Here is a 25,108-nt window from a genome sequence, read left to right on the forward strand (position 1 = left end):
CCCAGCGTGTCCCGCATCCTCCCGCGCGACTGGCCTTGCTCCGCACACGGAAAAGCCCCTGCCCGCATCGGGCAGGGGCTTTGACGAGCGGTTTCGCTCGGGCTGCTCAGCTCGGGTCGAGCGCGATCACGGCCGTGCGCTCCGCGGGGGTCTTGCCTCGCAGGGCCGGGCCCATCGCCTGGGCGACGTCGTCCGCGGACACCTGGTGCTGCTTGCCGTCGCCCTTGGTGATCATGATGCCGTCGAAGACACCGTCCAGCAGCTCCTCGATGGCCTGCTTGTCGTAGACCTCGACCAGCTTCCCGTCGATGGGCTTCATGGAGAGGATCTTCGGCAGGGACTTCGCCGGGCCGAACTGGATCGACTTGTCACCCGCCTTGATCGTGATCAGGCCGGACATCGCGGGCTGGGCGAACTCCTTCATCGCCCGGTCCAGTTCCGCCTTCGTGATCGTCGGCTCGCGGGTGGCCACCGGGAGATCGACCACGTTCGGCCTGCCGGTCTCGACCTGGGCGCGGTACGCGTCCTTCACCGAGATCATCGAGCGGCCGACGTCCAGGGACTGGCCCGCCTTCCCCGGCACGGCGACCGCCTTGCCCGGCTCGAAACGGATCGTGCCGTCGGTGGCCGAGCCGGACGTGCCCGCGAGGTCGGCGAGCGCCACGCTCAGCTTCTCCTCGTCGACGAGGATCACCGGCTCGGCGACGCGCTCGCCGCCGAAGAGGGAGCCGATCACCGACACCGGGTTGTAGTCGCTGCCCGCGGCGGCGCGCACCGTCGCCTGGCTGTCCAGGGAGAGGCCGGCCTTGTCCGGGGCGAGTTCGGCCTTCTTGCCGCCGACGGAGAGCTGGAGCGGCGTGCCGGCCCGCTCGCCGAGCGCCGCGTCGAGCTTGTTGACGGCCTCGTCCCGCGTGCCGCCGCCGATGTCGACCCCGAGGACCGTGGTGCTCTTCGGCACGTCCGAGTGGTTGAGCAGCAGACCGGCGCCGTACGCGACGCCGAGCAGGCCGATCAGACCGACGCCCACGAGCATCAGCTTGGAGCGGCCCTGCTTCGCGGGCGCGGGCGCGGGCCGGGGCGCCGGCCGCGACTCCGCGGTGGAGACCGGGCCCGCCGGGCCGCCGCCGGGGCCGGCCGGGAACTCCGGCGCGGAGAACTCGGCTTCCGGACCCTGCGGGCCGCCCAGCGTCGGGAACGGAGAGCGGTGCTCCGCGGGGACGACGGGAATACCGCTGGTCAGCGTGTCACCGGAGACGTAGCCGCCACCCGGTTCGGGCGCAGGCTTCTGCGGGGTGAGCACCGCGGTGTCGTCGGACATGCGGGGCCCGCCGCCGGGGCCGCCGGGCATTCCGCCGGGCGTCATCGTGCCGGTGGCGGGGCCGGACGTGGGGCCCGCGGGGCCGGAACGACCCGGCCCGCCCGGCGGACGCACGCCCAGCGGGGGCGTGTTGGGGCCAGGTGCGAAGCTGTTGCCGCCCTGGCCGGGGCCCTCCGGGCGGGGGCCTGCCTGGCCGCGGCCGCCGCTGGGACCGTCCGGGCCGGGCGCGCCGCCGAGGCCGGGCCGGGGGCCGTCGGGGAAGTACGGGCTGCCCGTGCCGGGAGGCATGCCGGTGCCGGGAGGCGTGCCCGTGCCGCCGCGCGGGCGCGTGGGGAGGGGAGGCACACCCGCGTCCTCGGCGAGCGCCGCGAGCCCCGACTTGCGGGGGGCGTCGTCGCCCGCGCCCGGTCCGCCGGCGGAACCCGGGCCGCCGGCCGCCGGACCACCCTGCGGGGCCGGGGCAGAGGCAGGGGCCGCGGACTTGCGCGGCGCGAACCAGTCGCTCGCCGCCGGCTTCTCCCCGGTCGCCGGGGCCTCCGCCGTCTCCTGGGAGGCGGCGGGCCGCGGGACGCTCCCGGTGCCCTCGCTCTCACGCTCGCTCGCGCCGTTGTCGCCATCGGCACCGGCCGCCGATCCGTTCCGCGCGCCGGCGTCGGTGTCACCCATCGGCGTACGCATCACGACGGGCGGGATCGGCCGCGATCCCGGGATGTTGATCCGGATCCGCGTCGTCAGCGTGGTCTCGGTCTTCTTCTCCTCCGGCTGTCGCGGGGAAGCGGCGCCCTCGTCCGGAGCGTCCTGCGTCGGATGCAGCGACGGATACTGGCGGGATCCGTACGGCGGTGTTCCCGAGGGGTACGCGGCTCCACCGCGCCCCTGGGGGCCGGAGGACGAACTGTCAGTTTCACGACTCAAAGCAGGTTCTCCCGATTGGCTTCGCCGCCCGTTCTTACTGGACAGCTACTGCTGCGGGCGGCTCGGCGGCGCGCACCACCATACTGGCCACCGCCGACGCACACCCGGGGACTGCGGTAAGCGGCTCCCGGCGGCCCTTCGGCGGGCCGTACGGGCACGGCCGGTTGAAAAGCACCGGGGCCCGTCGGTCGACCCACCCTAGGGGGCCGCCGAACCGGCTGCGTGCTGGGGGTACGGGCTACGGCTGCCCGCCAAGTCGGCCCGGCCCGCCGCCCGGTTGCGACAGCCGCGACATGGTGGCACACATCACAGCCGTGGCCATACCGCCGAGCATGTAGACGAGTGGCCCGATCCCGGAGGTGAACATGGCGTCGCCCTCAGGGCGTCCGACGCTGAGCACGACGATGGCCAGCAGCCAGCCGACGGCAGACGCGGCCACCCCGAGCTGACCCCCGGTCGCACGCCGCGAGCCGTAGAACAAGGCGGCCGTGGCGGCCAGCGAGAGCGCCAAACCGCCCGGGAACCAGGCGCCTTGGACGAGCGAGCCCGCGATGCCGACGACCGCGCCGAGGAGCGCGAGACCGAGGTACACGACGGCTCGGCCGGGCCTCGGGGGGCGGGCGAGGAAAGAGCCGGCAGCGCCACCGCCCGGCCCCCGCTCACCGCCGTGACCGGTCGCACCACCGGAACCGGCCGTGCCCTGCCCCTTCCTTCCCTTCGCCCCTGCCGTGTCGGCGCGCCCGCGCGTTCCGCCCTTTCCGGTCGTTCCGCTCATGCGGTCACCCCCGAAGTCCCCTCAGGATTCTCACCTCGTGAGACTTTCCCAAATGCCGCGTTCTCCGCGAGCCCGTCCTGCTCCCCGGCGTCGCCGACGCCCGCGAAGAGGTCGTGCTCGCGCTCGCCGGCCGGCGCTCCACAAGCGCCGACGGCCAACTGGTAGTACTCGGTGGTGAACAGCGGCTGCCCCAGGTCGTTGGAGAGCGCGAAGAAGGCGCCGTCCACGGCGATCTGGGTGGCGTGCGCGCGCATCGCGGCCGCCTTGCGCTCCGCGTACGCGGTGCCGTCGATCTCCGTGGTGATCTCGGAGTCCTCCACCACGCCCGGGATGTCGCCGATCTCCGCGATGCCGGGAAAGTCCACACCCGCGGCGCGCAGCCGGGCGAATCCCTCCTCGGCGGCGGAGCGCGGCACCCGGTTCCAGTAGATCTTGGCGATGGCGTGCGGGGCGCCGAGGTCGCGCCGGTAGGCGGGCTCGGCGGACAGCTCGGCGGCGCGCATCGCGACGCGGTGGGTCTGGATGTGGTCGGGGTGGCCGTAGCCCCCGTCGGGGTCGTACGTGACCATCACCTGGGGGCGCACGGAGCGGATGATCTCCACGAGGTGTGCGGCGGCCTCGTCGACCTCGGTGTTCCAGAACGCGCCCTCGCGGTGGTTCTGCTCGACACCCATCATTCCCGAGTCGCGGAACCGGCCCTGTCCCCCCAGGAAGCGGTGGTCGCCGACCCCCAGCTCCTTCATCGCCGCGGCCAGTTCGCCGGCGCGGTGGGGGCCGAGCCGGTCCTCCCGGTCGGGCGCGAGATGGGCGAGATCGGCCGGAATGACCTCGCCCTCCTCGCCGAGCGTGCAGGTCACCAGGGTGACCTGGGCGCCGGCGGCCGCGTACAGGGCCATCGTGGCGCCGTTGTTGATCGACTCGTCGTCCGGGTGCGCGTGCACCAGGAGCAGACGACGGGCGGGCAGATCCTTCATACCGGACAGACTAGGCCCCCGCCGCCGGAGGCCCTGCTCAGAACTTGATGCCCCCGAGCATTCCCGCCACGTTCGTGGTCAGCTCCGTGATCGTCGGAGCCACCGAGGAGCTGGCGAGGTAGAACCCGAGCAACACGCAGACCGCCGCATGTCCGCCCTTCAACCCGGCTTTCCGGATCAGCAGGAAGACGACGATCGCCAGCAGCACCACCGCCGAAATCGAGAGTGCCACGGCGGTTCACCTCCACAGATATTCGGTCGGGACGGGCCAGTTGCATGTGCCGGAGGGTTTCTACCCACCTTGCGCTACGGATCATAACTATCCGTGCCCACGCATCGATCGGTGCACGGCAGCACACGGGGGCGCACACGCGCGGCCCCGGTGCCCTAGGTTCGGTTCCATGACAGCGACGCAGCAGCTCTCCTTTCCGCGTCAGTCGGCGCGGACCCAGCGCTTCACGCTCGGCGCTCCCCGGTCCTTCACCGTTTCGCCGGACGGCTCGCGGGTGGTCTTCCTGCGGTCGGCGTCCGGCACGGACCGGACCGGCCTGCTCTGGGTGCTCGACCTCGACGGCGCCGCCCCCGCGGAACGGCCGGCCGCCGACCCGCGCGATCTCCTCGGAGGCTTGGCCGAGCACCTGTCGCCCGAGGAGCGGGCGCGGCGTGAGCGCAGCCGTGAGGGGTCGGGGGGCATCGTCGGCTACGCGGTGGACCAGGCGGTCGAGTTGGCGGCGTTCGCCCTGTCCGGGCGGCTGTTCACGGCAGAGCTGCGGGCCGGGACCGCGCGCGAACTGACCACCCCGGGGCCGGTGATCGACCCCCGGCCCTCCCCCGACGGACGGCACGTCGCCTACGTCGCGCGGGGCGCGCTGCGGGTGACGGGCGCCGAGGGCGAGGGGGACCGCGCGCTGGCCGGACCGGAGGAGAAGAACGTCACCTGGGGTCTGGCCGAGTTCATCGCCGCCGAGGAGATGGGGCGTTCACGCGGCTTCTGGTGGTCGCCCGAGTCCGACCGGCTGCTCGTGGCCCGCGTCGACGACCGGGAGGTGCGGCGCTGGTGGATCGCGGACCCGGCGCATCCGGACCGGGAACCGGCGAAGGTCGCGTACCCGGCGGCCGGGACGCCCAACGCCGAGGTCCGGCTGTACTTCGTCACCTTGGACGGCCGGCACACCGAGGTCTCGTGGGACCGGGCCCGCTATCCGTACCTCGCGCGCGTGCACTGGTCGGCCTCCGGACCGCCGCTGCTGCTCGTGCAGTCGCGCGACCAGCGCACGCAGCTGTACCTGGTGGTCGACCCGGAGACGGGAGGCACGCGCACGGTGCACGTGGACGAGGATCCGGCGTGGCTGGAACTGTTCCCCGGCGTGCCCGCGTGGGCGCCCGAGTCGTCGGGCGCGCGCGGTTTCGGCGGCGGGAGGCTGGTGCGGATCGCCGACGAGGGCGGCGCCCGGGTGCTCGCGGTGGGCGACCGGGTGCTGACAGGGGCCCAGTTGCAGCTGCGCGCCGTGCTCGACATCGGGGAGAGCGATGTCCTCGTGTCGGCGGCGGCGGGCGAGCAGGCCGCGGACCCGGAGATCGGCGAGATCCACGTGTACCGGGTCAACGAGCTGGGGGTGGAGCGCGTCTCCGACGTGCCGGGGGTGCATGCGGCCGTCCGCTCGGGCGGTATCACGGTCCTCGCGTCCTCGGTCACCGGAGCGAGCGGCACGAGCGTGCGCGTGCTGCGGGACGGCAAGCAGATCGCGGAGGTCGTGTCGTACGCGGAGCGGCCGGTGCTCACGGCCCGCCCGCGGCTCGTCGAGGCGGGCGAGCACCGGATTCCGTGCGCGGTGCTGCTGCCGTCCGGTTACCGGGAGTCGGACGGTCCGCTGCCGGTGCTGCTCGATCCGTACGGCGGGCCGCACGGCCAGCGGGTGCTGGCCGCGCACAACCCGTACCTGACCTCGCAGTGGTTCGCCGACCACGGCTTCGCGGTGATCGTCGCGGACGGGCGGGGCGCGCCGGGCCGCTCCCCCGCCTGGGAGAAGGCGGTCGAGAACGCGTTCACGCTGACGCTCGACGACCAGATCGAGGCGCTGCACGCGCTGGCAGGATCGCATCCGCTGGACCTGGAGCGGGTGGCGATCCGCGGCTGGTCGTACGGCGGCTACCTGGCGGCCATGGCGGTGCTGCGCCGGCCGGACGTCTTCCACGCGGCCGTGTCGGGCGCGCCGGTGACGGACCTGCGGCTGTACGACACGCACTACACGGAGCGCTACCTGGGCGACCCGGCCGCACAGCCGGAGGTGTACGCCGCCAACTCCCTGGTCGGCGACGACGGTCTGACGGTGGCCGAGACGCCGCACCGGCCGCTGATGATCATCCATGGTCTGGCGGACGACAACGTGGTGGTGGCCCACAGCCTGCGGCTGTCGTCGGCACTGCTGGCCGCGGGCCGCCCGCACGAGGTGCTGCCGCTGACGGGCGTGACGCACATGACGCCGCAGGAGCAGATCGCGGAGAACCTGCTGCTGCTCCAGGTGGACTTCCTGAGGCGGTCGCTGGGTCTCGGCTGAGGCAGGCCGGCCTGGGCGCGTGCTCCGAACCCGCTCGACGTACCGGCAGGGCCACGGACGACAGGCGGGCGGGTGGCCGGCCGGGGCCACATGGCGAGACCCCGGCCGGCCCAACGGCACCCGCACGGCCGTACGCTGTTCAGCGTGACGCGTTCGTATATCGGAGTTGCGACAGTCAAGTTGCCTGCGTGTTAACGAGTTTGGTGCGCATTCCTCACGCTTTGCACCCTCGATCTGACAGTCCGTCAATCAATTTCAGGGGGACGCGTGGAGCGTCCCGCCGCCGTACGGCTGGTCCCCGCCCGGCACCACATGCCGTTCCTCCGCGAAGTGGCACGCCGACGGATGCTGTACGGGCCCTGGGGCCGCCCGCAGATGGGCGGGCACGGCGAGCAGCGGAACCTCCCGTGCGCAGCGCTCCTGTGCCTTCCAGCACCGGGTGCGGAACCGGCATCCCGAGGGGATGTTCGTCGGTGACGGCACGTCCCCGGTCAGGATGATCCTCTCCCGGTGCTCGCGCGCGTCGGGGTCCGGGACGGGGACGGCCGAGAGCAACGCCTGGGTGTACGGGTGGGTGGGGTGGTCGTAGATCTCGGCGTCCTTGCCGATCTCCACCACGCGTCCGAGGTACATCACGCCGACCCGGTCGGAGATGTGGCGCACGATCGACAGGTCGTGGGCGATGAAGAGGTAGGACAGATTGAACTCGTCCTGCAGCTTCTCCATCAGGTTGACGACCTGCGCCTGCACCGACACGTCGAGCGCGGAGACCGGCTCGTCGGCCACGATGATCTCGGGCCGGAGCGCGAGCCCGCGCGCGATGCCGATGCGCTGGCGCTGGCCGCCCGAGAACTGGTGCGGGTAGCGGTTGACGTGCTCCGGATTGAGCCCGACCACGTCCAGCAGCTCCTGCACCTTCTGCCGGCGAGAGCCCCTCGGCGCGACCTCGGGGTGGATCTCGTACGGCTCGCCGACGATGTCGCCGACCGTCATCCGGGGATTGAGCGAGGTGTACGGGTCCTGGAACACCATCTGGATGTTGCGGCGCACGGCCCTGAGCGCGCGCCCCGACAGCCGGGTGACGTCCTCGCCCTTGTACCGGATCGAGCCGGCCGTGGGCCGCTCCAGGTGGACGAGCATCCTGGCGAGCGTGGACTTGCCGCAGCCCGACTCCCCCACGATGCCGAGCGTCTCGCCCGCCAGCAGGTCGAGGTCGACGCCGTCGACCGCCTTGACCGCGCCGATCTGCTTCTTGAACAGGACGCCGCGCGTGAGCGGGTAGTGCTTGTACAGGTCGCGGACCTCCAGGATCGCCTCAGCCATTCAGGGCCTCCTCCCAGAAGTGGCAGGCGCTCCCGCGCTCCTCGTCCACCTCGTACAGCGGCGGCTCGTCGGTGCGGCACACGTCCCGGGCCAGCGGGCAGCGCGGGTGGAAGGCGCAGCCGGGCGGGATGCGCATCAGGTTCGGCGGCAGGCCCTTGATCGCGTAGAGCTCCCGGCCCTTCTGGTCCAGGCGCGGGATCGACTCCAGCAGCCCCCGGGTGTACGGGTGGGCGGGCGCCTTGTAGATGTCGTGCACGGGGGCGGTCTCGACGATCCGGCCCGCGTACATCACGGCGATCCTGTCGGCGACGTCGGCGACGACGCCGAGGTCGTGGGTGATCAGGATCAGGCCCATGTCGAGCTCGCGCTGCAGCTCGGCGAGCAGGTCCATCACCTGGGCCTGCACGGTGACGTCGAGGGCGGTCGTCGGCTCGTCGGCGATGATCAGGTCCGGCTCCAGGGAGAGCGCCATCGCGATCATGATGCGCTGACGCATGCCGCCGGAGAACTGGTGGGGGTACTGGCCGACGCGCTCCTTCGCGGCCGGGATGCGCACCCGGTCCATCAGCTCGACCGCCTTGGCCTTCGCGTCCTTCCTGGACATGCCCCGGTGCACGACGAACATCTCGCCGAGCTGGTCGCCGACGCTGAGGACGGGATTCAGCGCGGAGAGCGCGTCCTGGAAGATCATGGCCATCTCGGCGCCCCTGACCCTGCGCCGTTCGTCCTCCTCCAGCTTCAGCAGGTCCCGGCCCTTGAAGAGGATCTCGCCGCCCGCGATCCTGCCGGGCGGCATGTCGAGGATCCCCATGACGGCCTGGGCGGTGACCGACTTGCCGGAGCCGGACTCGCCGAGGACGGCGAGCGTCTCGCCCGCGGACACGCCGAAGTCGACGCCGTTCACGGCCTTGGCGACACCGTCACGGGTGCGGAACTCCACGTGCAGGTCGCGCACTTCGAGCAGCGGCCCCGATCCGGCGGACACCTCCGATGTGACGGACACGGTGGACACCTCCTAACGCAGCTTGGGGTCGAGGGCGTCGCGCACCGCGTCGCCGAGCATGATGAACGCGAGCACGGTGACGGCCAGCGCGCCGGCGGGCCAGAGCATCATGTGCGGGGCGTTGCGGATGTAGGGGGACGCGGAGGAGATGTCGATGCCCCAGGACACGGTCGGCGGCTTCAGTCCGGCGCCGAGGTAGGAGAGCGTCGCCTCCAGCGCGATGTAGGTGCCGAGGGCGATCGTGGCGACGACGATCACCGGCGCGACGGCGTTGGGCGCGATGTGCCGCAGCAGCATGCGGGTGTGGGACGCGCCGAGGGCCCTCGCGGCCTGGACGTAGTCGTTCTGCTTCGCGGTGATGACCGAGCCGCGGGCGATACGGGAGATCTGCGGCCAGCCGAGCAGCACCATGAAGCCGACGACGGGCCACACGGTGGTCGAGCGCACGACGGACAGCAGCACGAGGCCGCCGAGTACGACCGGAATGCCGAAGAAGATGTCGGTGAGCCGGGACAGGATCGCGTCCCAGAACCCGCCGAAGAACCCGGCGAGCGCGCCCAGCGCGGAGCCGAGGAGCGCGACCCCGAGCGTGGCGCAGACGCCGACGGTGACCGAGGTCCGCGCGCCGTAGACGGTCCGCGTGTACACGTCGCAGCCCTGCCCGTTGAAGCCGAAAGGGTGGCCGGGCTGGGAGCCCTCCTGGGCCTTGGCGAGATCGCATGCGAGCGGATTGCCGGAGGCGATCAGCGAGGGCCACAGGGCGATGACGACCAGGAAGAGGATCACCAGGGCGGAGACCACGAAGACCGGGTTGCGCCGCAGGTCGCGCCAGGCGTCGGACCACAGGCTGCGCGGCTTGCCCGACGGCCCGGCGTCACCGGGCGGACCACCCGGTGTCCTCTCCAGGGTCTCGCCCTCGCTCATCGCGAGGTCGGTCCCGCCGCCCGCCCCGGTGGACGCGATGGCGTTGTCGCCGAAGGGCTGCTGCTCAGGCATACCGGATCCTCGGGTCGAGAACGGCGTACAGGAGGTCGACGAGCAGGTTCGCCAGCAGGAAGACGATGACGAGCACGGTCACGAAGCCGACGACGGTCTGCGTGTTCTGGCGGAGGATCCCCTGGTAGAGCTGGTAGCCGACGCCGTGGATGTTGAAGATGCGCTCGGTGACGATGGCACCGCCCATCAGGGCGCCGACGTCCGTGCCGATGAAGGTGACGACCGGGATCAGCGAGTTGCGCAGCAGATGACGGCGGATGACCCGCCCCCGGGGCAGGCCCTTCGCCTTGGCGGTACGGACGTAGTCGGAGCGCGAGTTCTCGGCGATCGAGGTGCGTGTGAGACGGGTGACGTACGCGAGGGAGACCGAGGCGAGCACCAGCCCGGGCACGATCAGTTCGTCGAGGCGTGCGTCGAAGGACACGGACGGGTCGATGACGGCCCACTTGATGCCGAGCACCAGCTGGACGATCAGACCGGTGACGAAGGTGGGCACGGCGATGACCACGAGGGTGACCAGCAGGACGCCGGTGTCCACGGGGCGGCCGCGGCGCAGCCCGGTGACGACGCCGAGGGTGATGCCGATGAGGATCTCGAAGAAGACGGCCACGAGGGTCAGCCGGATGGTGACCGGGAAGGCGTCGCCCATCAGCTCGGTGACCTTCTGCCCGTTGAACGCGGTGCCGAAGTCCCCGGTGAAGACGTTGCCCATGTAGGTCAGGTATTGCTGCCACACGGGCTTGTCGAGACCGAACTCCTTGCGCAGCCGGGCGGCCGTGGCGGGGTCGCACTGCCGGTCGCCGCACAGGCCGGCCACGGGGTCGCCCATGACGTTGACCATCAGGAAGATCAGCAGCGTGGTGCCGAAGAAGACCGGGACCATCTGCAGCAGACGCCTGATCACATAGCGTCCCATGAGGCGCTCCTGGGGGTCGTCGCGGGAAGAGGGGCGGCCCGGCGCGCGCGGTGTGCCGGGCCGGATGGCTTCCGCCGTCAGTTGACCGTGATCTCCTCGTAGACGGGGACGCTGAAGGGGTTCAGGGCCACGTCGGAGAGCCGCTCCGAGTAGCCGGCGCTGCCGTTCTGGTACCAGAGCGGGATGGCGGCCATCTCGTCCCGCACGACCTTCTCGGCCTCCTTGAAGGTCTCGACGGCCTTGGCCTGGTCGCTCTCGGCATTGGCCCGGTCGACGAGGTCGTCGAACTTCTCGTTGGTCCACTTGCCGTCGTTGGAGGAGGCGTTGGTGTAGTAGAGCGGCTGCAGGAAGTTCTGGATCAGGGGGTAGTCCATCTGCCAGCCGGCCCGGAAGGGGCCGGGCATCTTCCGGTCGCCGATCTGGTTGCGGAAGTCGGCGAAGGTGCCGACGGGCGCGCCGACGCAGGCCTTGTCGTTCCCGAGGGCGTTGTTGACGGAGTTGCAGACGGCGTCGACCCAGTCCTTGTGGGAGCCGGTGTCCGCGTTGTACGTGATCTTCACCTGGCCGCCGGGGATGCCGCCGCCCTCCTGGATGAGCCTCTTCGCCGCCGCGGGGTCGTACTCGCACGCCTCGCCGCACAGGGTGTCGTCGAAGCCGCCCTCCGCGCCCAGTACCGGGGAGGTCCAGTCCTTGGCGGGGGTGCGGGTCTTCTGGAAAATCGTGTCGGTGATCTGCTCGCGGTTGATCGCCCTTGAGAGACCGGTGCGCACCTTGGCCCCGCCGGGGGTGTTCCACTTCTTGTCGTAGAAGGGGAAGGCGAGGGTCTGGAGGATGCCCGCGGGTGTGTTGATGTACCGGTCCCCGAGGTCGGCCCGGACGTTCTTGAGCTGGGCGGCCGGGACGTCGTCGACGAGGTCGATGTTGCCCGCGATCAGGTCCGTGTAGGCGGTGTTGTTGTCGGTGTAGACCATGAGGTCGATGCCGCCGTTCTTCGCCTTGTCCGGGCCGTTGTAGCCGTCCCAGCGGCGCAGCTGTGCCATCGAGCCCTTCTTGTAGGAGTTCAGGGTGTACGGCCCGTTGCCGATCGGCTTGGCGACCCAGGCGTCGTGGTCGTCGAAGAAGGCGCGGGGCAGCGGGGCGAAGGCCGCGTAGCCGAGGGTGTCGGGCCAGGTGGAGAACTTCTGGCTCAGCCTCACCGTGAAGCGCAGGTCGTCGACGACCTTCAGTCCGGACATCGTCTCGGCGGTGGCCTCGCCCTTCTCGGGATGGACCTGTTCGTAGCCCTCGATGTAGCCGAAGAAGTAGGCGTTCTTCTGGTTGTTCCTGATGTGGGCGCCGTAGTTCCAGGCGTCGACGTACGACCTGGCGGTGACCTTCTCGCCGTTGCTGAAGGTCCAGCCGTCCTTGAGGGTGACCGTGAAGTTCCGCGAGTCGGTGCTCTCGATCCTCTCGGCCATCATGTCCGTGGCCGCGCCGGTCTTCGGGTCGTACCTCTTCAGCCCGCGGAAGATCATGTCGAGGACCTTGCCGCCCTGCACCTCGTTGGTGTTGGCGGGCTCCAGCGGGTTCTGCGGGTCGGTCCAGGAGGACCTCACGATCCCGTCGGCGCCACTGCCCCCGCCGTCGCTCCCGCCGCCGCAGCCCGTCGCCGCCAGGGCGACGACGACCGCGCATGCGGCCCACTTGGCGTGCGTGGCTCGACGCATGGGGTTCCTCCCGAGTCCTCAGCATGGCTTAGGACCGAATATCACCCCATAGGGGATCTAACGCACTTTCAGGGCGTCCGGGTGGTCGGTGCGGTCACCGGGAGGGTGACCTCCCACGTGTCGACGGCGTAGTGCGGGGTCATCCCGTGGGCCTCGTACAGGGAGAGCGCCCCCGACGCGTTCCGCGTGTCCACGCCCAGGCCGATGGTGTCCCGGCCGCGGGCCGCGCAGACGCCGAACACATGGCGGAGCAGATGACCGGCGACGCCCCGGCCGCGGGCCCGTTCGCGTACGCCGAGATTGCGGATCCAGCCCATGGCCTCGCGGTCGTGCCGGGTGAGGACGACCGCCACGTCGCCCTCGCCGGCGAGCGAGGCGATCCACACGAGCGACCAGTCCAGGCGTGCGCCGTCGATGTCGGCCAGCCTCCCCCGGACTCCGTCCGGGGGTACCCACACGGTACGTCCGGGGCTGGTGGCCGAAGTGGCCGGCGAAGGTCTCCTCCACGAGCGCGTGCGCGAGCCGGCGGTCCTCATCGGCCCGGCAGTCGCGCAGCGTCAGCCCGGCGGGCGGCTCGGGCACGGAGCCGGCGGCCGGCGACAGGGGGCGGGTCATGACCCGGTGGTGCCGCACGGTGCGCCGGCCGCGGGCGCAGAGGAGCGCGGTGTCGGGGCTGGGCCGGGCGTTGAGGTACAGACGGAGCACGGCCCGCGCGCATCCGGCGGCCGCCGCCTCGGCCGCCGCCCTCGCCTCGATCAGCTCCAGCAGCAGGACGGCCGCGGCAGGACGGTCCGGCAGGACGTAGTGGTCGACGCCGATGTCGCCCTCGCCAAAGTCGCTCCACAGCGCGCCGAACGCCACGGGCTCGCCGTCCTCGCTCACCAGCCAGGCGTCACGGGTGACGTCGGCAACGGTGCGGGCGAGCTCGGCCTCGACGCTGTGCAGGTCGGTCTCCGGGCGGCCGATCTCGACGAGGTCGACGGCGTTCATGAGCGCACACACGGCGGGGGCGTCCTCGAGGCCGGCCGGCCGGCCGGTGAGGGGCATGCGGCCACTGCTGGGCCCGCGGCACGCGCCCGGCAATCGGTTTTCCCCACGCGAGGGCCCCGCCCGCCGTGGCGCGGCGGACGGGGCCCTCGTGTGCGCGGACGACTACTGCACCGCGTGGACGACGTCCTTCTCCTCGGCGAAGTGGCACGCCGACTCGTGCGCGGCCGGCGAGTCCGAGCCCTGGAAGCGCTCGGGGACCGCCAGCAGCGGCACCTCGGTGGCGCACTTGTCCTGGGCCTTCCAGCAGCGGGTGCGGAAGCGGCAGCCCGACGGCGGGTTGGCCGGCGAGGGGACGTCACCGGTGAGGATGATCCGCTCGCGGCCCTCGCGGGCATCCGGGTCGGGCACCGGGACGGCCGACAGCAGCGCCTGGGTGTAGGGGTGCGTCGGGTGGTCGTAGATCTGCACGTCGGTGCCGATCTCCGCCATCTTGCCCAGGTACATGACGCCGACGCGGTCCGAGATGTGACGGACGATCGACAGGTCGTGCGCGATGAAGAGGTAGGACAGGTTGAACTCGTCCTGCAGCTTCTCCATCAGGTTGACGACCTGCGCCTGCACCGACACGTCGAGCGCGGAGACCGGCTCGTCGCAGATGATGATCTCGGGGTTCAGCGCGAGACCGCGGGCGATGCCGATGCGCTGGCGCTGACCGCCGGAGAACTGGTGCGGGTAGCGGTTGATGTACTCGGGGTTGAGACCCACGACGTCCAGCAGCTCCTGCACCCTGCGGCGCCGGTCGCCCTTCGGGGCCACCTCGGGGTGGATCTCGAAGGGCTCGCCGATGATGTCGCCGACCGTCATACGCGGGTTCAGCGAGGTGTACGGGTCCTGGAACACCATCTGGATGTTGCGCCGCACCGCCTTGAGCGCGCGCCCCGACAGCCGGGTGATGTCCTGGCCCTTGTAGAACACCTCGCCCGCGGTGGCGGTCTCCAGCGTCATCAGCAGCTTGGCGACCGTGGACTTGCCACAGCCGGACTCGCCGACGATGCCGAGCGTCTCGCCCTGGTAGAGGTCGAAGGAAACCCCGTCCACGGCCTTGACGGCGCCGACCTGCTTCTTGAAGAGGATGCCCTGGGTCAGCGGGAAGTGCTTGACCAGGTTGCGCACCTGGAGGATCGGCTCACCGCGCCGGACCGGGGCCTCGATCGCCGCCACCGCCTCCTGGGTGGTGCCGGCGTCGACCGTCTCGACCTCGGTGACGTTGGGAGTCGCGTCCACGGCCTCGTCCGTCTTCCTGAGCTCAGCCATGGATCGTCTCCTTCCAGAAGTGGCACGCGCTGCCGCGGCCGGGCAGCTCGGTGCCGTCCTGCTCGGTCACCGGCGCGAGGGCCGGGATCTCGGTGCGGCAGATGTCGTCCGCCTTGGGGCAGCGCGGGTTGAAGGCGCAGCCCGTCGGGATCCTGAGCAGGTTGGGCGGCAGGCCCTTGATCGCGTACAGCTCCTGGCCCTTCTGGTCCAGGCGCGGGATCGAGTCCAGCAGACCCCGGGTGTAGGGGTGCGCCGGACGCTTGTAGAGCTCGTGCACGGGGGCGGTCTCGACGATCCGGCCCGCGTACATGACCGCGATCTTGTCCGCGACGTCGGCGACGACGCCGAGGTCGTGGGTGATCAGGATCAGGCCCATGTTGTACTCGCGCTGGAGCTCGGCGAGCAGGTCCATGACCTGCGCCTGGACCGTGACGTCCAGAGCGGTGGTCGGCTCGTCGGCGATGATCAGGTCCGGCTCGAGTGCCAGGGCCATGGCGATCATGATGCGCTGGCGCATACCGCCGGAGAACTGGTGCGGGTAGTCGCCCACCCGGGCCTTGGCCGCCGGGATCTTCACCCGGTCCATCAGCTCGACGGCCTTGGCCTTGGCCTCCTTCTTGGACAGGCCCTGGTGCACCCGGAACATCTCGCCGAGCTGGTAGCCCACGGACAGCACCGGGTTCAGCGAGGACAGCGCGTCCTGGAAGATCATGGCGATCTTCCGGCCGCGGATCTTCCGGCGCTCCTCGGCGGACATGGTGAGCATGTCCTGGCCGCGGAAGAAGATCTGGCCCTGCGGGATGCGGCCGGGCGGCATGTCGAGGATGCCCATGATGGCCTGGGCCGTCACGGACTTGCCGGAGCCGGACTCGCCGAGGACGGCGAGCGTCTCGCCCGCGTCCACGCTGTAGTTGACGCCGTTGACGGCCTTGGCGACACCGTCACGGGTGTGGAACTCCACGTGCAGGTCGCGCACTTCGAGCAGATGTCCCTCGTGGTCCCCGGTACTCCGGGGCGCGGGGACGGCTGCCGTCTTGTCGATGGTGGTCACGTACGCCTCCCTCAGCGCATCTTCGGGTCGAGGGCGTTGCGTACCGCATCGCCGAACATGAGGAACGAGAGCACCGTGATCGAGACCATCACCGAGGGGATGATCAGCACGAACGGCGCGTTGCGCAGCTGCTCGCGGCCGCTGGAGACGTCCACGCCCCAGGAGACCGTCGGGTCGGCGAGGCCGACACCGAGGTAGGACAGCGTGGCCTCGGCCGCGATGTAGCCGCCGAGCGCGATCGTCGCGACGACGATGATCGGGGCGAGCGCGTTGGGCAGCACGTGCTTGAAGAGGATGCGCGTGGTCGAGGCGCCGAGCGCCTTGGCCGCCACGACGTAGTCGGCCTGCTTGATGGTGATGACCGCACCGCGGGCGACGCGGGCGATCTGCGTCCAGCCGAGAAAGACCAGGGCGAGGATGACGACCCAGATCGCGCGCTTCTCGAAGCTGGTGAGGACGACGAGGGCGCCGAGCATGAACGGGATGCCCATGAAGATGTCCGTGAGCCGCGACAGCAGCGTGTCCGTGATGCCGCCGAAGTAGCCGGCCAGCATGCCGACGATCGTGCCGAGGACGCTCACCAGCGCGGTGACGCCGACACCGACGACGATCGAGGCACGGGCGCCGTAGATGACACGCGCGTAGATCGAGCGGCCCTGGCCGTCGTAGCCGAACCAGTCCGGGGCGAAGAAGTGACCCCAATTGGGCTTCTGCAGGAAGTGGTTGGCGAGGTCGGCGTCACGTGGCGAGGCCGACGTGAACAGGCTCGGGAACGCGGCGATCACCAGCAGCAGCACGATGAGGCCCGCGGAGACCAGGAACAGCGGGTTGCGGCGCAGGTCGCGCCAGGCGTCGGACCACAGGCTGCGCGCCTTGTCCGGCTTGGGGCCGCTCACCGCGAGCGCGGTGTCCGGCGCGGCGGCGGTCGTGGATTCGGCGGTCGCGGTGGGCGCCGTGGTGGCAGCGGTCTTCTCAGGCATACCGGATCCTCGGGTCCAGGACCGCGTAGAGCAGGTCGACGAGCAGGCTGGCGAGCAGGTAGACGAGGACGATCAGCGAGGCGATGCCGACGACCGTGGCACCCTCGCGGCGGAACAGCGCCTCGTAGATGGCGTCACCGACGCCCTGCACGTTGAAGATGCCCTCGGTGACGATCGCGCCCGTCATGAGGTTGCCGATGTCGGTGCCGAGGAAAGTGACCACCGGGACAAGGGAGTTGCGCATCAGGTGGACGCCGACGATGCGACGGCGCGGCAGCCCCTTGGCGATCGCGGTGCGCATGTAGTCGGCGCGCAGGTTCTCCGCCATCGACGTACGGGTCAGACGGGCCACGTACGCGAGCGAGAGCGAGCCGAGGACGATGGCCGGCAGCAGCAGGTCGCCGAAGCTCTCGGAGTCCTGCACGGTCGGCGTGGTCAGCCCCCACTGGAAGGCGAAGAGGTACTGCATCAGGTAGCCCAGCACGAAGGAGGGCATCGAGATGAGCACGAGCGTGAGGCCGAGCAGACCGCGGTCGCGCACCGACTCGGGCTTCAGACCCGCGACGATGCCGAGGGCGATGCCGACGATCACGGTGAAGCTGAAGGCGAACAGGGTCAGCCGGATGGTGACCGGGAACGCCTGGCCGATGATGTCGGCGATGGGGCGCTGACTGGCGATCTCCGTACCGAAGTCGCCCTGCAGCAGGCCCCCGAGGTAGTTCAGGTACTGCTGCCACAGGGGCAGGTCGAGACCGAGATCCTTGCGGATCGAGGCGACGATCGCCGGATCGAACGCCTGGTCTCCCATGAGCGCTCTGACGGGGTCTCCGGGGAGAGCGAACATCATGGCGAAGATCAGAAAGGTTGACCCGATGAACACCGGGATCATCTGGAGCAGTCGTCGTGCGACGTAGCGCCCCATAGGTGCCTCCGTGAGGGGTTGACACGTCCAGGGGCGTCCCTGAGTGCAGCAGGGCGCCCCCGGACCACCGCCGCCGCCGGATGACCGACGGCGGCGGGTTATGGCCGAGTGGGGATAAGGCCCGTCAAGCGCGTGGCGCTTACTTGACGGTGACTCCGGTCAGCTCGAGGTCGCCGTGGAAGTCGACCTGGACGTTGTCGACGCCCTTGCCGTGGCCACCGTTGATGCGGTAGTACCACAGCGGGATCGCCGGCATCTTCTCGAGCAGCTTCTTCTCGACCTCCTGGTAGCCCTTCACGGACTCCTCCAGGGAGTTGGCCTTGTCGGCCTCCGCCATCATCTTGTCGATCTCGGCGTCCTTGAAGCGACCGTTGTTCGCCTCGGCCTTGGAGTTGTAGAGCTCCTTGATGAAGTTCACGTTGACCGGGTAGTCGGCCACCCAGCCACCGCGGTACATCGACTTCACCTGGTCGTTGTCACGGGCCTCGAGGTCCGTGGCGAAGTCCGGCTTGGCGTCGCCGACGCAGTCGACACCGGTCGCCTTGCGGATGGACTCGCAGACCGCGGTCACCCACTCCTTGTGGCCACCGTCGGCGTTGTACTGGATCATGATCTTGTTGCCGGGGACGCCGCCGCCCTCGGTGACAAGCTGCTTCGCCTTGGCGGGGTTGTACGTGAAGACGTCCGTGCCCAGGTCCTGGTTGCCCTTGACCTGCGGCGGCGTGAAGCTCGTCGCGGGGGTACGGGTGTTGTTCAGGACGGTCTTGGTGATCGTCTCACGGTCGATCGCCATGGACAGACCCTGGCGGACCTTGGGGTCCATCTCCTTGAACGTCGCGGTGTAGAACGCCGGGACGAGCGTCTGGATCGCCGCGTACGGCTGCTCGATGGCGCCGTCGCCCAGGTCCTGCTTGTACTTCGGCAGGTCGGTCGGGCCGACCTGGCGGATGATGTCCAGGTTGCCGGAGACGACGTCCTGGTACGCGGCCTCGACGGTCGCGTAGTTCTTGAACTGGATGCCCTTGTTCTGCGCCTTGTTCGGGCCCTGGTAGTCAGGGTTCGCGGCGACCTGGATGAGCTTCTTGTGCGTCCACTTCTCGAACTTGTACGGGCCGTTGCCGATCGGCTTCTGGCCGAACGCCTTCGGGTCGTCGTAGAAGACCTTGGGCAGCGGGGCGAACGTCGCGTAGCCGAGCTTGTAGTTGAAGTACGGGACCTTCTCGGTCAGCTCGATCGTGAAGGTGGTGTCGTCGACGACCTTCAGACCCGACATCTTGTCGGACTTCGGGTCACCCTTCTCGGGGTGCACGTCGGCGTAGCCGGCGATGTCGCTGAACCAGAAGCTGTTCTGCTGGTTGTTCTTGACGTTGGCGTACCAGTTCCACGCGTCCACGTAGGACTGCGCGGTGACGGCCTCGCCGTTGTGGAACTTCCAGCCGGACTTGAGCTTCACGGTCCAGGTCTTGGAGTCCTTCGTCTCCACGGACTCGGCGTTCGTGTAGACGATGTTGCCCTTGGCGTCGAAGTCCAGCAGCTGGGTGAAGAGCGACTGAATCACGTACGAGCCGAGGCTCTCGTTGGTGTCCGCCGGGATCAGCGGCTTCTGCGGCTCACCGACGTCGATCGAGACGTAGCCCGCGGGCTTGCCCGAGGCGTTGTTCTTGTCCGAGCCACTGTCGCTGCCACCACAGGCAGTTGCCGACAGGGCGACGACGATCGCACCCGCGACCCACTTGGCGCTCTTGGCACCGCGCATGGGTTCCTCCTCATGAGTCCACTTGTCACTACAAGAAGGGCACTGGAAGTTGCGCCGACACCCCTGACGACGCTGTGTCAATGCCCCGAGTGTGCTCGTGAGTCGGCGCTCCCCACAGCGCGTGACCCATTGACCCGAGCTCAATGGAGCCAACTATTAAGTACGTCCGGGCGGTAAACCACACTTAAAGGGTCTCGTTTTGACAACATCAGCTGCCGTTCACAGATCGAAATCCGGACAAAGCGAGCACAGACAGACACACGCGAAACGGACCGTTAACACATGTTCCGGAGAGCGACGGCCGATATGCGGACACTCGGACCACCAAAACGAGTTGACGAAACGGCCCGGCCCCCCACAGTGTCTGCGGGGGACCGGGCCGTCGGTCAAGACCTGCTGCGTCAGCCGTGCTTGGCGCGCGAGGCGGCGCGGCCGCGCTCCTTCTGGTCGAGCACGACCTTGCGGATGCGCACGGCCTCCGGGGTCACCTCGACGCACTCGTCGTCGCGGCAGAACTCCAGGGACTGCTCCAGCGACAGCTTGCGCGGCGGGACGATCGCCTCGAACGAGTCGGCCGAGGACGACCGCATGTTCGTGAGCTTCTTCTCCTTGGTGATGTTCACGTCCATGTCGTCGGAGCGCGAGTTCTCGCCGACGATCATGCCCTCGTACACCTCGGTGCCCGGGTCGACGAAGAGCACGCCGCGCTCCTGAAGGTTCGTCATCGCGAAGGCGGTGACGGAGCCGGACCGGTCGGCGACCAGCGAGCCGTTGTTACGGGTCGTCAGCGTGCCGAACCACGGCTCGTGGCCCTCGTGGATGGAGTGCGCGATACCCGTGCCGCGGGTGTTCGTCAGGAACTCCGTACGGAAGCCGATCAGACCGCGGGAGGGGACGACGAACTCCATGCGGACCCAGCCGGAGCCGTGGTTCGACATGTTGTCCATGCGGCCCTTGCGGACGCCCATGAGCTGCGTGACGGCGCCCATGTGCTCCTCGGGCACGTCGATCGTCATGCGCTCGACCGGCTCGTGGACCTTGCCGTCGACCTCCTTGGTGACGACCTGGGGCTTGCCGATGGTCAGCTCGAAGCCCTCGCGGCGCATCTGCTCGACCAGGATCGCCAGCGCCAGCTCACCGCGGCCCTGCACCTCCCAGGCGTCCGGGCGCTCGGTGTCCAGCACACGCAGCGAGACGTTGCCGATGAGCTCGCGGTCCAGGCGGTCCTTGACCTGACGGGCCGTGACCTTGCGGTCCTTGACCGCGGCCTTGGCGTCCGCGCCCTTGCCGGTGCCGCCGCGGCCGACCAGCGGCGAGGTGTTGGTGCCGATGACCATGGAGATGGCGGGCTCGTCGACGGTGATCAGCGGCAGGGCCACCGGGTTCTCCGGGTCGGCCAGCGTCTCGCCGATCATGATGTCCGGGATGCCGGCGACCGCGCAGATGTCACCGGGGCCGGCCACCTCCGCGGGCTTGCGGGTGAGCGCCTCGGTCATCATCAGCTCGGTGATGCGGACGTTGGAGATCGTGCCGTCCCGCTTGATCCAGGCCACGGTCTGGCCCTTGCGCAGCTCGCCCTGCTCGACGCGGAGCAGCGCGATGCGGCCGAGGAAGTTGTCGGCGTCCAGGTTGGTGACGTGGGCCTGGAGGGGGGCCTTCTCGTCGTACTCGGGGGCCGGGACGTGCGACAGGATGGTGCTGAAGAACGGCTCCAGGTTGTCGCTGTCGGCCGGGACGGTGCCGTCCTCCGGCTTGGTCAGCGAGGCGACGCCGTCACGGGCGCAGGCGTAGACGATCGGGAACTCGATCTGGTCCTCGTCGGCGTCCAGGTCCAGGAACAGGTCGTACGTCTCGTTGACGACCTCGTCGATCCGGGAGTCCGGGCGGTCCGTCTTGTTGATGCAGAGGATGACCGGCATCCGGGCCTGAAGCGCCTTGCGCAGCACGAAGCGGGTCTGCGGGAGCGGGCCCTCGGACGCGTCGACGAGGAGCACGACCGCGTCCACCATCGACAGGCCGCGCTCGACCTCGCCGCCGAAGTCGGCGTGGCCGGGGGTGTCGATGATGTTGATGGTGATCGGGTCGCCGCCGTCCTTGGGGTGGTACTTGACGGCGGTGTTCTTGGCCAGGATCGTGATGCCCTTCTCACGCTCCAGGTCGTTCGAGTCCATCATCCGGTCGTCGAGCTGCTCGGCGGCGTGCGCGGCGAAGGCACCGGCCTGCTTCAGCATGGCGTCGACCAGGGTGGTCTTGCCGTGGTCGACGTGGGCGACGATGGCGACGTTACGGATGTCGTGGCGCGTGGGCATGCTGGCTGGCGCTTCTCTCGATCGTGGGATGCGGCGTCTTTTCCTCGTACGCCCGCCGGGCTGACACGCCACGGCTCCTCCCATGGTACGGGCACGCCGGATGAACAGGCTTCCGGGACGGGAAGGGAGGGGGCGAAGGAGGCGCGGATCACGCCGGGGGGCGGCGTCGGGGGCATGATCGGCAACGGCCGGGAGAACAAGGGGCGACGTGCGGGTGCCGGGCGGCGGGCGCGCTGTTCGGGGAGCACGCGGGCCGCTGTCGGCGCCGGGTGGAGCTGGGTCGGGAGGCGGCATGAGCATGCCCGCCGGCGCGGCCGGCGGGCAAGGGACTTGAGGGACTTCTGAGGTTGCCGGGGCGAGGGGTGCCGGCGGCCGAGGACCGGACGGTCCCCGTGCCCGGCCCTACTGCCGGGCGGCGCCCCCGGCCGGGGTGGCCTTCCGGTAGCCGATGTCCTGGTAGACGGGGGTCGCGAAGCCGAAGGCGCCGACATTGACCAGCCGGGAGCGCACCGCCACCAGCTCGGGGCGCTGGTAGAGGGGGATCGACCCTGCCGCGGCCCAGATGCGCGCGTCGGCCCGGCGCATCAGATCACGGGCGGCGTCCTCGTCCAGCTCGCCGGCCGCCTGGTCGAAGAGCTGGTCGATGTGGTCCGTGCCGACGCGGGTGTAGTTCTGCTCGACCAGCAGCGAGCCGTCAGACGCGGGCCGGGGCTTGGCGTAGATCGGGCGGGCGTCGGTCGCCGGGTAGGCGCTCGCGGGCCAGGAGTAGAGGGCGAGGTCGAAGTCGCCGGACGCGATGTGGTCCTTGAAGTAGCTGTCGTCGGAGACCTTGCTGATCTCGGTGCGGATGCCGATGCGGCGCAGCATCTCGGAGATCTTCTCGCCCACCGTGCGCACCGCCTCGGAGCCGGGGCCCGACGGGAGCACGAAGCGGAGGCTCAGCGGCCTGCCGTCCTTGCCGACGGCACCGCCGGCGGACGCCGGATCGGGGGCGGCCGTGCCGCGCGGGGCGTAGGCGCCGGCCACGCCGCCGCTCTCCCGTGCCGTGGTGTCCGTGCGGCGGCCAGCGGTTCCCGCTCCGTCTGCGAGCGACCGCGCCTGGCGCTCGACGATGCGGCTGTGGAGGGCCGCGGCCGGGGCGGGTGCGAGGACGTGCGTGCCGAAGGCGGCCACGTCGTGCAGGCGGGCGTCGGCCGGGGGCTTGTCGTCCCCGACGATGTGGAGGCCCTCGTCGGAGGCGGTGTCGCCCTCGCCGGAGGACCTCACCCCGGGCTTCTGCGCGTCCTTGTTCTTCTCCGACCCGGTGGCCTCGCCGCCCGCCTTGGCCGGCCCGGACGTCTTCAGGGCGCCGCCGGGCGTCCAGCCGGCGTCGGCGAGCAGGGCCTGCGCCTCCTGGGTGTCCTGGTCGCCGAGCGCACCGCTGTTGTCGCTGTACGCACGCTGCCCGGCCAGCGCCACGTGGCTGCCGGGCGGGTCGGCGGGCAGTCCGAGCGGTGTCAGCACGGTTTCGGCCAGTTCCTTGCGGTCGATGGCACGGGCGACGGCGCGCCGGACGCGGTCGTCGGACAGCGGCCCGGACTCGCCGTTCATCGCGAGCTGGGTGTAGGCGGGCTCGAGCGACTTGCGGACCTGGAAGCCGCGCAGCACCGACTGCTCGGCGGCGTACTGCGCCTGCGCCTTCGCGGTGCGCTCGCGGGCCGCCCGCGCCGCCTCGGCCAGGCTCTCGTCGGAGCCGTACGCCTGCGCCCATGACGCGAGAGCGGCGGAAGGGGTGATGTCGGAGCCGGGGCCGTGGGCGAGCGGCCGGCCACCGCGGCCTGCGTCCTTCGCGGCGTAGGAGATACGTTCCGCCGCGGACCGGTCGACCTCCGCCACGTCGAGCGTGCCCGAGGTGAGCGCGGCGATGCGTGCCTCGCGCGGGACGGCGGCGAACACCAGCGTGTCGAGCTTGGCCCGCCGCCCCCACCAGCGCGGATTGCGGACGAGGGTCGTGGTGGAGGTCTTGTGGTCGATCTGCTTGACCGTGAAGGGCCCGGCCGTCATGGCGAGCCTGGTGCGCGCGCCGTCGTTGAAGGCGGCCGGCGTCGCCGTCACCTCCTTCGGGTACAGCGGCGTGAACAGCGCCCGCCAGTCCGCGTAGGGCTTGGCGAAGGTGACCTTGACCTCGAGGTCGTCCTTGCCGCGCTCGATCCGCTCGATCCGCTCGTAGCCGGCGTTGCGGGCCGTCCAGTACGCGGAGTCCTTGCCGCTCAGCGCGCGCCACTGGGCGAGGAAGTCGGGGGCGCCGATCTCCCGGCCGTCGCTCCACACGGCCTGCTGGTTGAGCTTGTAGAGGACGACCTGCTTGGGTTCGCGCTCGACGATCTCGGCCGATTCCAGATAGTCGGGGTTGCGCTCCGGGCGGCCGTTCTCGTCGAGGACGAACAGGGCGGGCAGCACGGCTCCGGCGATCCGGCTCGTGGTGGCGTCGGCGTCTGCCTGGAAGGCGTTCAGCGTGGCGGGCACGCTGTCGACGGCCCACCGCACGGTGCCGCCGTCGGCCGTCTTGTCCCGTCCGGCGGGAGCGATGTCCTGGGCCACGGGCTTGCCCGTGGCCTCGTCGTCGCCCGAACCGCAGCCCGCGAGGACGGGCAGGGCGAGCACACCGCCGGCGAGCAGTGCGACGGAGCGGAGCTTTCGGGAGCATGTCCGCCCGCGGAGGGCCTCGACCTGGGACATGGCTTGCACCTCTTGGTCCTGGTTTGTCGAATTTGGAGATGATCACACCGATTCCCCCACTGAAGTGGACGAGGGCGACGGGCCGCCGCCGACACGACGAAGCTCCGCCGAAGGTCACCCGCGCGGGTCAACCGCGAATGCCGCATCGACGTGCATAAAGGCACAAAATGGGGGGAGTGAGACACCAACCACGAGGGGCGCGCCGACAGCGCGTGCGCCGGGAATCCCTGCACGTCCCTTCACAAGCGGGGATGTGACGCGCGACACTCTCAGGCGCATGAGCGATGCCACCGCACCCTGCGGAAGTGAGGACACGTCATGTCCCAGCAGGAAGAGATGACGGCGATGCGGCAGCGTATCGACGAGCTGGTCCAGCGCGTCGGGCAGCTGGAGCGGACCGTCGATCAGCTGCGGGTGTCGGGCCGGGCCGAGCCCGGCGGCCGACCGAAGGAGCCGAGCCGTCCCGAGCTGGTCACCATCCCGGACACCCCGTACAACCACGCCCTGTGGACGGACACGGACGACGAGGGGCTGGGCGCCCGCGACCGGCACGCGCCCTGAGCGGCACGCATCCCCCGGACCTC

At 70.4% G+C, this 25,108-nt stretch carries 19 protein-coding genes; 2 read left to right on the forward strand and 17 right to left on the reverse strand.

Annotated elements, in window-relative coordinates; all coding sequences use genetic code 11:
* Positions 1-106: 106 nt before the first annotated feature.
* From AB0K02_RS17095 to AB0K02_RS17110, 4 genes are all read right to left on the reverse strand, one after another.
* A complete protein-coding gene (locus AB0K02_RS17095; RefSeq protein ID WP_365993241.1) occupies positions 107-2,233 on the reverse strand; it encodes a hypothetical protein in 2,127 nt (708 codons plus the stop codon).
* 238 nt (positions 2,234-2,471) lie between these two features.
* The gene (locus AB0K02_RS17100) at positions 2,472-3,008 is read right to left on the reverse strand and encodes a DUF6113 family protein (RefSeq protein ID WP_365993242.1); all 537 of its coding nucleotides are present in this window, start codon (positions 3,006-3,008) and stop codon (positions 2,472-2,474) included.
* Positions 3,005-3,982, reverse strand: coding sequence for an N-acetyl-1-D-myo-inositol-2-amino-2-deoxy-alpha-D-glucopyranoside deacetylase (gene mshB / locus AB0K02_RS17105; protein WP_365993243.1), 978 nt, complete (start codon positions 3,980-3,982; stop codon positions 3,005-3,007). Before mshB ends, AB0K02_RS17100 begins: the two co-directional genes overlap by 4 nt.
* Positions 3,983-4,019: 37 nt before the next feature.
* Positions 4,020-4,214, reverse strand: coding sequence for a hypothetical protein (locus AB0K02_RS17110; RefSeq protein WP_005312422.1), 195 nt, complete (start codon positions 4,212-4,214; stop codon positions 4,020-4,022).
* A 169-nt stretch (positions 4,215-4,383) separates the two neighbouring features.
* Here AB0K02_RS17110 and AB0K02_RS17115 point away from each other — a divergent pair, with 169 nt between their 5' ends.
* Positions 4,384-6,540 (forward strand): alpha/beta fold hydrolase, encoded by a 2,157-nt coding sequence (locus AB0K02_RS17115; protein WP_365993245.1) that lies wholly within the window; start codon positions 4,384-4,386, stop codon positions 6,538-6,540.
* Between the two features lie 255 nt (positions 6,541-6,795).
* On the opposite strand, the gene AB0K02_RS17120 is transcribed toward AB0K02_RS17115, so the two are convergent.
* The 13 genes from AB0K02_RS17120 to AB0K02_RS17180 form a co-directional block, all read right to left on the reverse strand.
* The gene (locus AB0K02_RS17120) at positions 6,796-7,863 is read right to left on the reverse strand and encodes a dipeptide ABC transporter ATP-binding protein (protein WP_365993246.1); all 1,068 of its coding nucleotides are present in this window, start codon (positions 7,861-7,863) and stop codon (positions 6,796-6,798) included.
* Positions 7,856-8,827: an ABC transporter ATP-binding protein gene (locus AB0K02_RS17125; RefSeq protein ID WP_365993355.1), complete on the reverse strand. Its 972-nt coding sequence runs from the start codon at positions 8,825-8,827 to the stop codon at positions 7,856-7,858. Before AB0K02_RS17125 ends, AB0K02_RS17120 begins: the two co-directional genes overlap by 8 nt.
* A 51-nt stretch (positions 8,828-8,878) precedes the next feature.
* Entirely contained in the window at positions 8,879-9,862 is a 984-nt protein-coding gene (locus AB0K02_RS17130) for an ABC transporter permease (protein ID WP_365993247.1), read from the reverse strand.
* The gene (locus AB0K02_RS17135; protein WP_365993248.1) at positions 9,855-10,778 is read right to left on the reverse strand and encodes an ABC transporter permease; all 924 of its coding nucleotides are present in this window, start codon (positions 10,776-10,778) and stop codon (positions 9,855-9,857) included. Before AB0K02_RS17135 ends, AB0K02_RS17130 begins: the two co-directional genes overlap by 8 nt.
* A 77-nt stretch (positions 10,779-10,855) precedes the next feature.
* Entirely contained in the window at positions 10,856-12,484 is a 1,629-nt protein-coding gene (locus AB0K02_RS17140; RefSeq protein ID WP_365993249.1) for an ABC transporter substrate-binding protein, read from the reverse strand.
* A gap of 68 nt (positions 12,485-12,552) precedes the next feature.
* Positions 12,553-12,942, reverse strand: a complete 390-nt coding sequence (locus tag AB0K02_RS17145) for a GNAT family N-acetyltransferase (RefSeq protein WP_365993250.1) — start codon at positions 12,940-12,942, stop codon at positions 12,553-12,555.
* 694 nt (positions 12,943-13,636) lie between these two features.
* Positions 13,637-14,788: a dipeptide ABC transporter ATP-binding protein gene (locus tag AB0K02_RS17150; RefSeq protein ID WP_365993251.1), complete on the reverse strand. Its 1,152-nt coding sequence runs from the start codon at positions 14,786-14,788 to the stop codon at positions 13,637-13,639.
* Positions 14,781-15,839, reverse strand: coding sequence for an ABC transporter ATP-binding protein (locus AB0K02_RS17155; RefSeq protein WP_365993252.1), 1,059 nt, complete (start codon positions 15,837-15,839; stop codon positions 14,781-14,783). The genes AB0K02_RS17150 and AB0K02_RS17155 overlap by 8 nt, the downstream gene beginning before the upstream one ends.
* A gap of 11 nt (positions 15,840-15,850) precedes the next feature.
* Positions 15,851-16,819, reverse strand: coding sequence for an ABC transporter permease (locus AB0K02_RS17160; protein WP_365993253.1), 969 nt, complete (start codon positions 16,817-16,819; stop codon positions 15,851-15,853).
* Positions 16,812-17,741: an ABC transporter permease gene (locus tag AB0K02_RS17165; RefSeq protein ID WP_365993254.1), complete on the reverse strand. Its 930-nt coding sequence runs from the start codon at positions 17,739-17,741 to the stop codon at positions 16,812-16,814. Before AB0K02_RS17165 ends, AB0K02_RS17160 begins: the two co-directional genes overlap by 8 nt.
* A gap of 139 nt (positions 17,742-17,880) precedes the next feature.
* A complete protein-coding gene (locus AB0K02_RS17170) occupies positions 17,881-19,497 on the reverse strand; it encodes an ABC transporter substrate-binding protein (RefSeq protein WP_365993255.1) in 1,617 nt (538 codons plus the stop codon).
* Between the two features lie 401 nt (positions 19,498-19,898).
* On the reverse strand, positions 19,899-21,806 hold the full coding sequence (typA, locus tag AB0K02_RS17175) for a translational GTPase TypA (protein ID WP_365993256.1): 1,908 nt from the start codon (positions 21,804-21,806) through the stop codon (positions 19,899-19,901).
* A 402-nt stretch (positions 21,807-22,208) separates the two neighbouring features.
* Positions 22,209-24,524 carry an ABC transporter family substrate-binding protein gene (locus AB0K02_RS17180; RefSeq protein WP_365993257.1) on the reverse strand — a complete coding sequence of 772 codons (2,316 nt, stop codon included), beginning with the start codon at positions 24,522-24,524 and terminating at the stop codon, positions 22,209-22,211.
* Positions 24,525-24,842: 318 nt separating this feature from the next.
* On the opposite strand from AB0K02_RS17180, the gene AB0K02_RS17185 reads away from it, so the two are divergent.
* Complete coding sequence (locus tag AB0K02_RS17185) at positions 24,843-25,085, forward strand: hypothetical protein (RefSeq protein ID WP_177150674.1); 243 nt, start codon at positions 24,843-24,845, stop codon at positions 25,083-25,085.
* Positions 25,086-25,108 lie beyond the last annotated feature (23 nt).

Source organism: Streptomyces sp. NPDC049597, from assembly GCF_040675505.1.
Taxonomy (GTDB): domain Bacteria; phylum Actinomycetota; class Actinomycetes; order Streptomycetales; family Streptomycetaceae; genus Streptomyces.

What these genes read in the sequence shown, in the direction of transcription:
- AB0K02_RS17135 (WP_365993248.1), bottom strand. Translation starts at nt 10,778, where the DNA reads ATGGGACGCTATGTGATCAGGCGTCTGCTGCAGATGGTCCCGGTCTTC.
- AB0K02_RS17115 (WP_365993245.1), top strand. Translation starts at nt 4,384, where the DNA reads ATGACAGCGACGCAGCAGCTCTCCTTTCCGCGTCAGTCGGCGCGGACC.
- AB0K02_RS17100 (WP_365993242.1), bottom strand. Translation starts at nt 3,008, where the DNA reads ATGAGCGGAACGACCGGAAAGGGCGGAACGCGCGGGCGCGCCGACACG.
- AB0K02_RS17130 (WP_365993247.1), bottom strand. Translation starts at nt 9,862, where the DNA reads ATGCCTGAGCAGCAGCCCTTCGGCGACAACGCCATCGCGTCCACCGGG.
- AB0K02_RS17165 (WP_365993254.1), bottom strand. Translation starts at nt 17,741, where the DNA reads ATGGGGCGCTACGTCGCACGACGACTGCTCCAGATGATCCCGGTGTTC.
- AB0K02_RS17160 (WP_365993253.1), bottom strand. Translation starts at nt 16,819, where the DNA reads ATGCCTGAGAAGACCGCTGCCACCACGGCGCCCACCGCGACCGCCGAA.
- AB0K02_RS17120 (WP_365993246.1), bottom strand. Translation starts at nt 7,863, where the DNA reads ATGGCTGAGGCGATCCTGGAGGTCCGCGACCTGTACAAGCACTACCCG.
- AB0K02_RS17185 (WP_177150674.1), top strand. Translation starts at nt 24,843, where the DNA reads ATGTCCCAGCAGGAAGAGATGACGGCGATGCGGCAGCGTATCGACGAG.
- typA (WP_365993256.1), bottom strand. Translation starts at nt 21,806, where the DNA reads ATGCCCACGCGCCACGACATCCGTAACGTCGCCATCGTCGCCCACGTC.
- AB0K02_RS17180 (WP_365993257.1), bottom strand. Translation starts at nt 24,524, where the DNA reads ATGTCCCAGGTCGAGGCCCTCCGCGGGCGGACATGCTCCCGAAAGCTC.
- mshB (WP_365993243.1), bottom strand. Translation starts at nt 3,982, where the DNA reads ATGAAGGATCTGCCCGCCCGTCGTCTGCTCCTGGTGCACGCGCACCCG.
- AB0K02_RS17150 (WP_365993251.1), bottom strand. Translation starts at nt 14,788, where the DNA reads ATGGCTGAGCTCAGGAAGACGGACGAGGCCGTGGACGCGACTCCCAAC.
- AB0K02_RS17140 (WP_365993249.1), bottom strand. Translation starts at nt 12,484, where the DNA reads ATGCGTCGAGCCACGCACGCCAAGTGGGCCGCATGCGCGGTCGTCGTC.
- AB0K02_RS17170 (WP_365993255.1), bottom strand. Translation starts at nt 19,497, where the DNA reads ATGCGCGGTGCCAAGAGCGCCAAGTGGGTCGCGGGTGCGATCGTCGTC.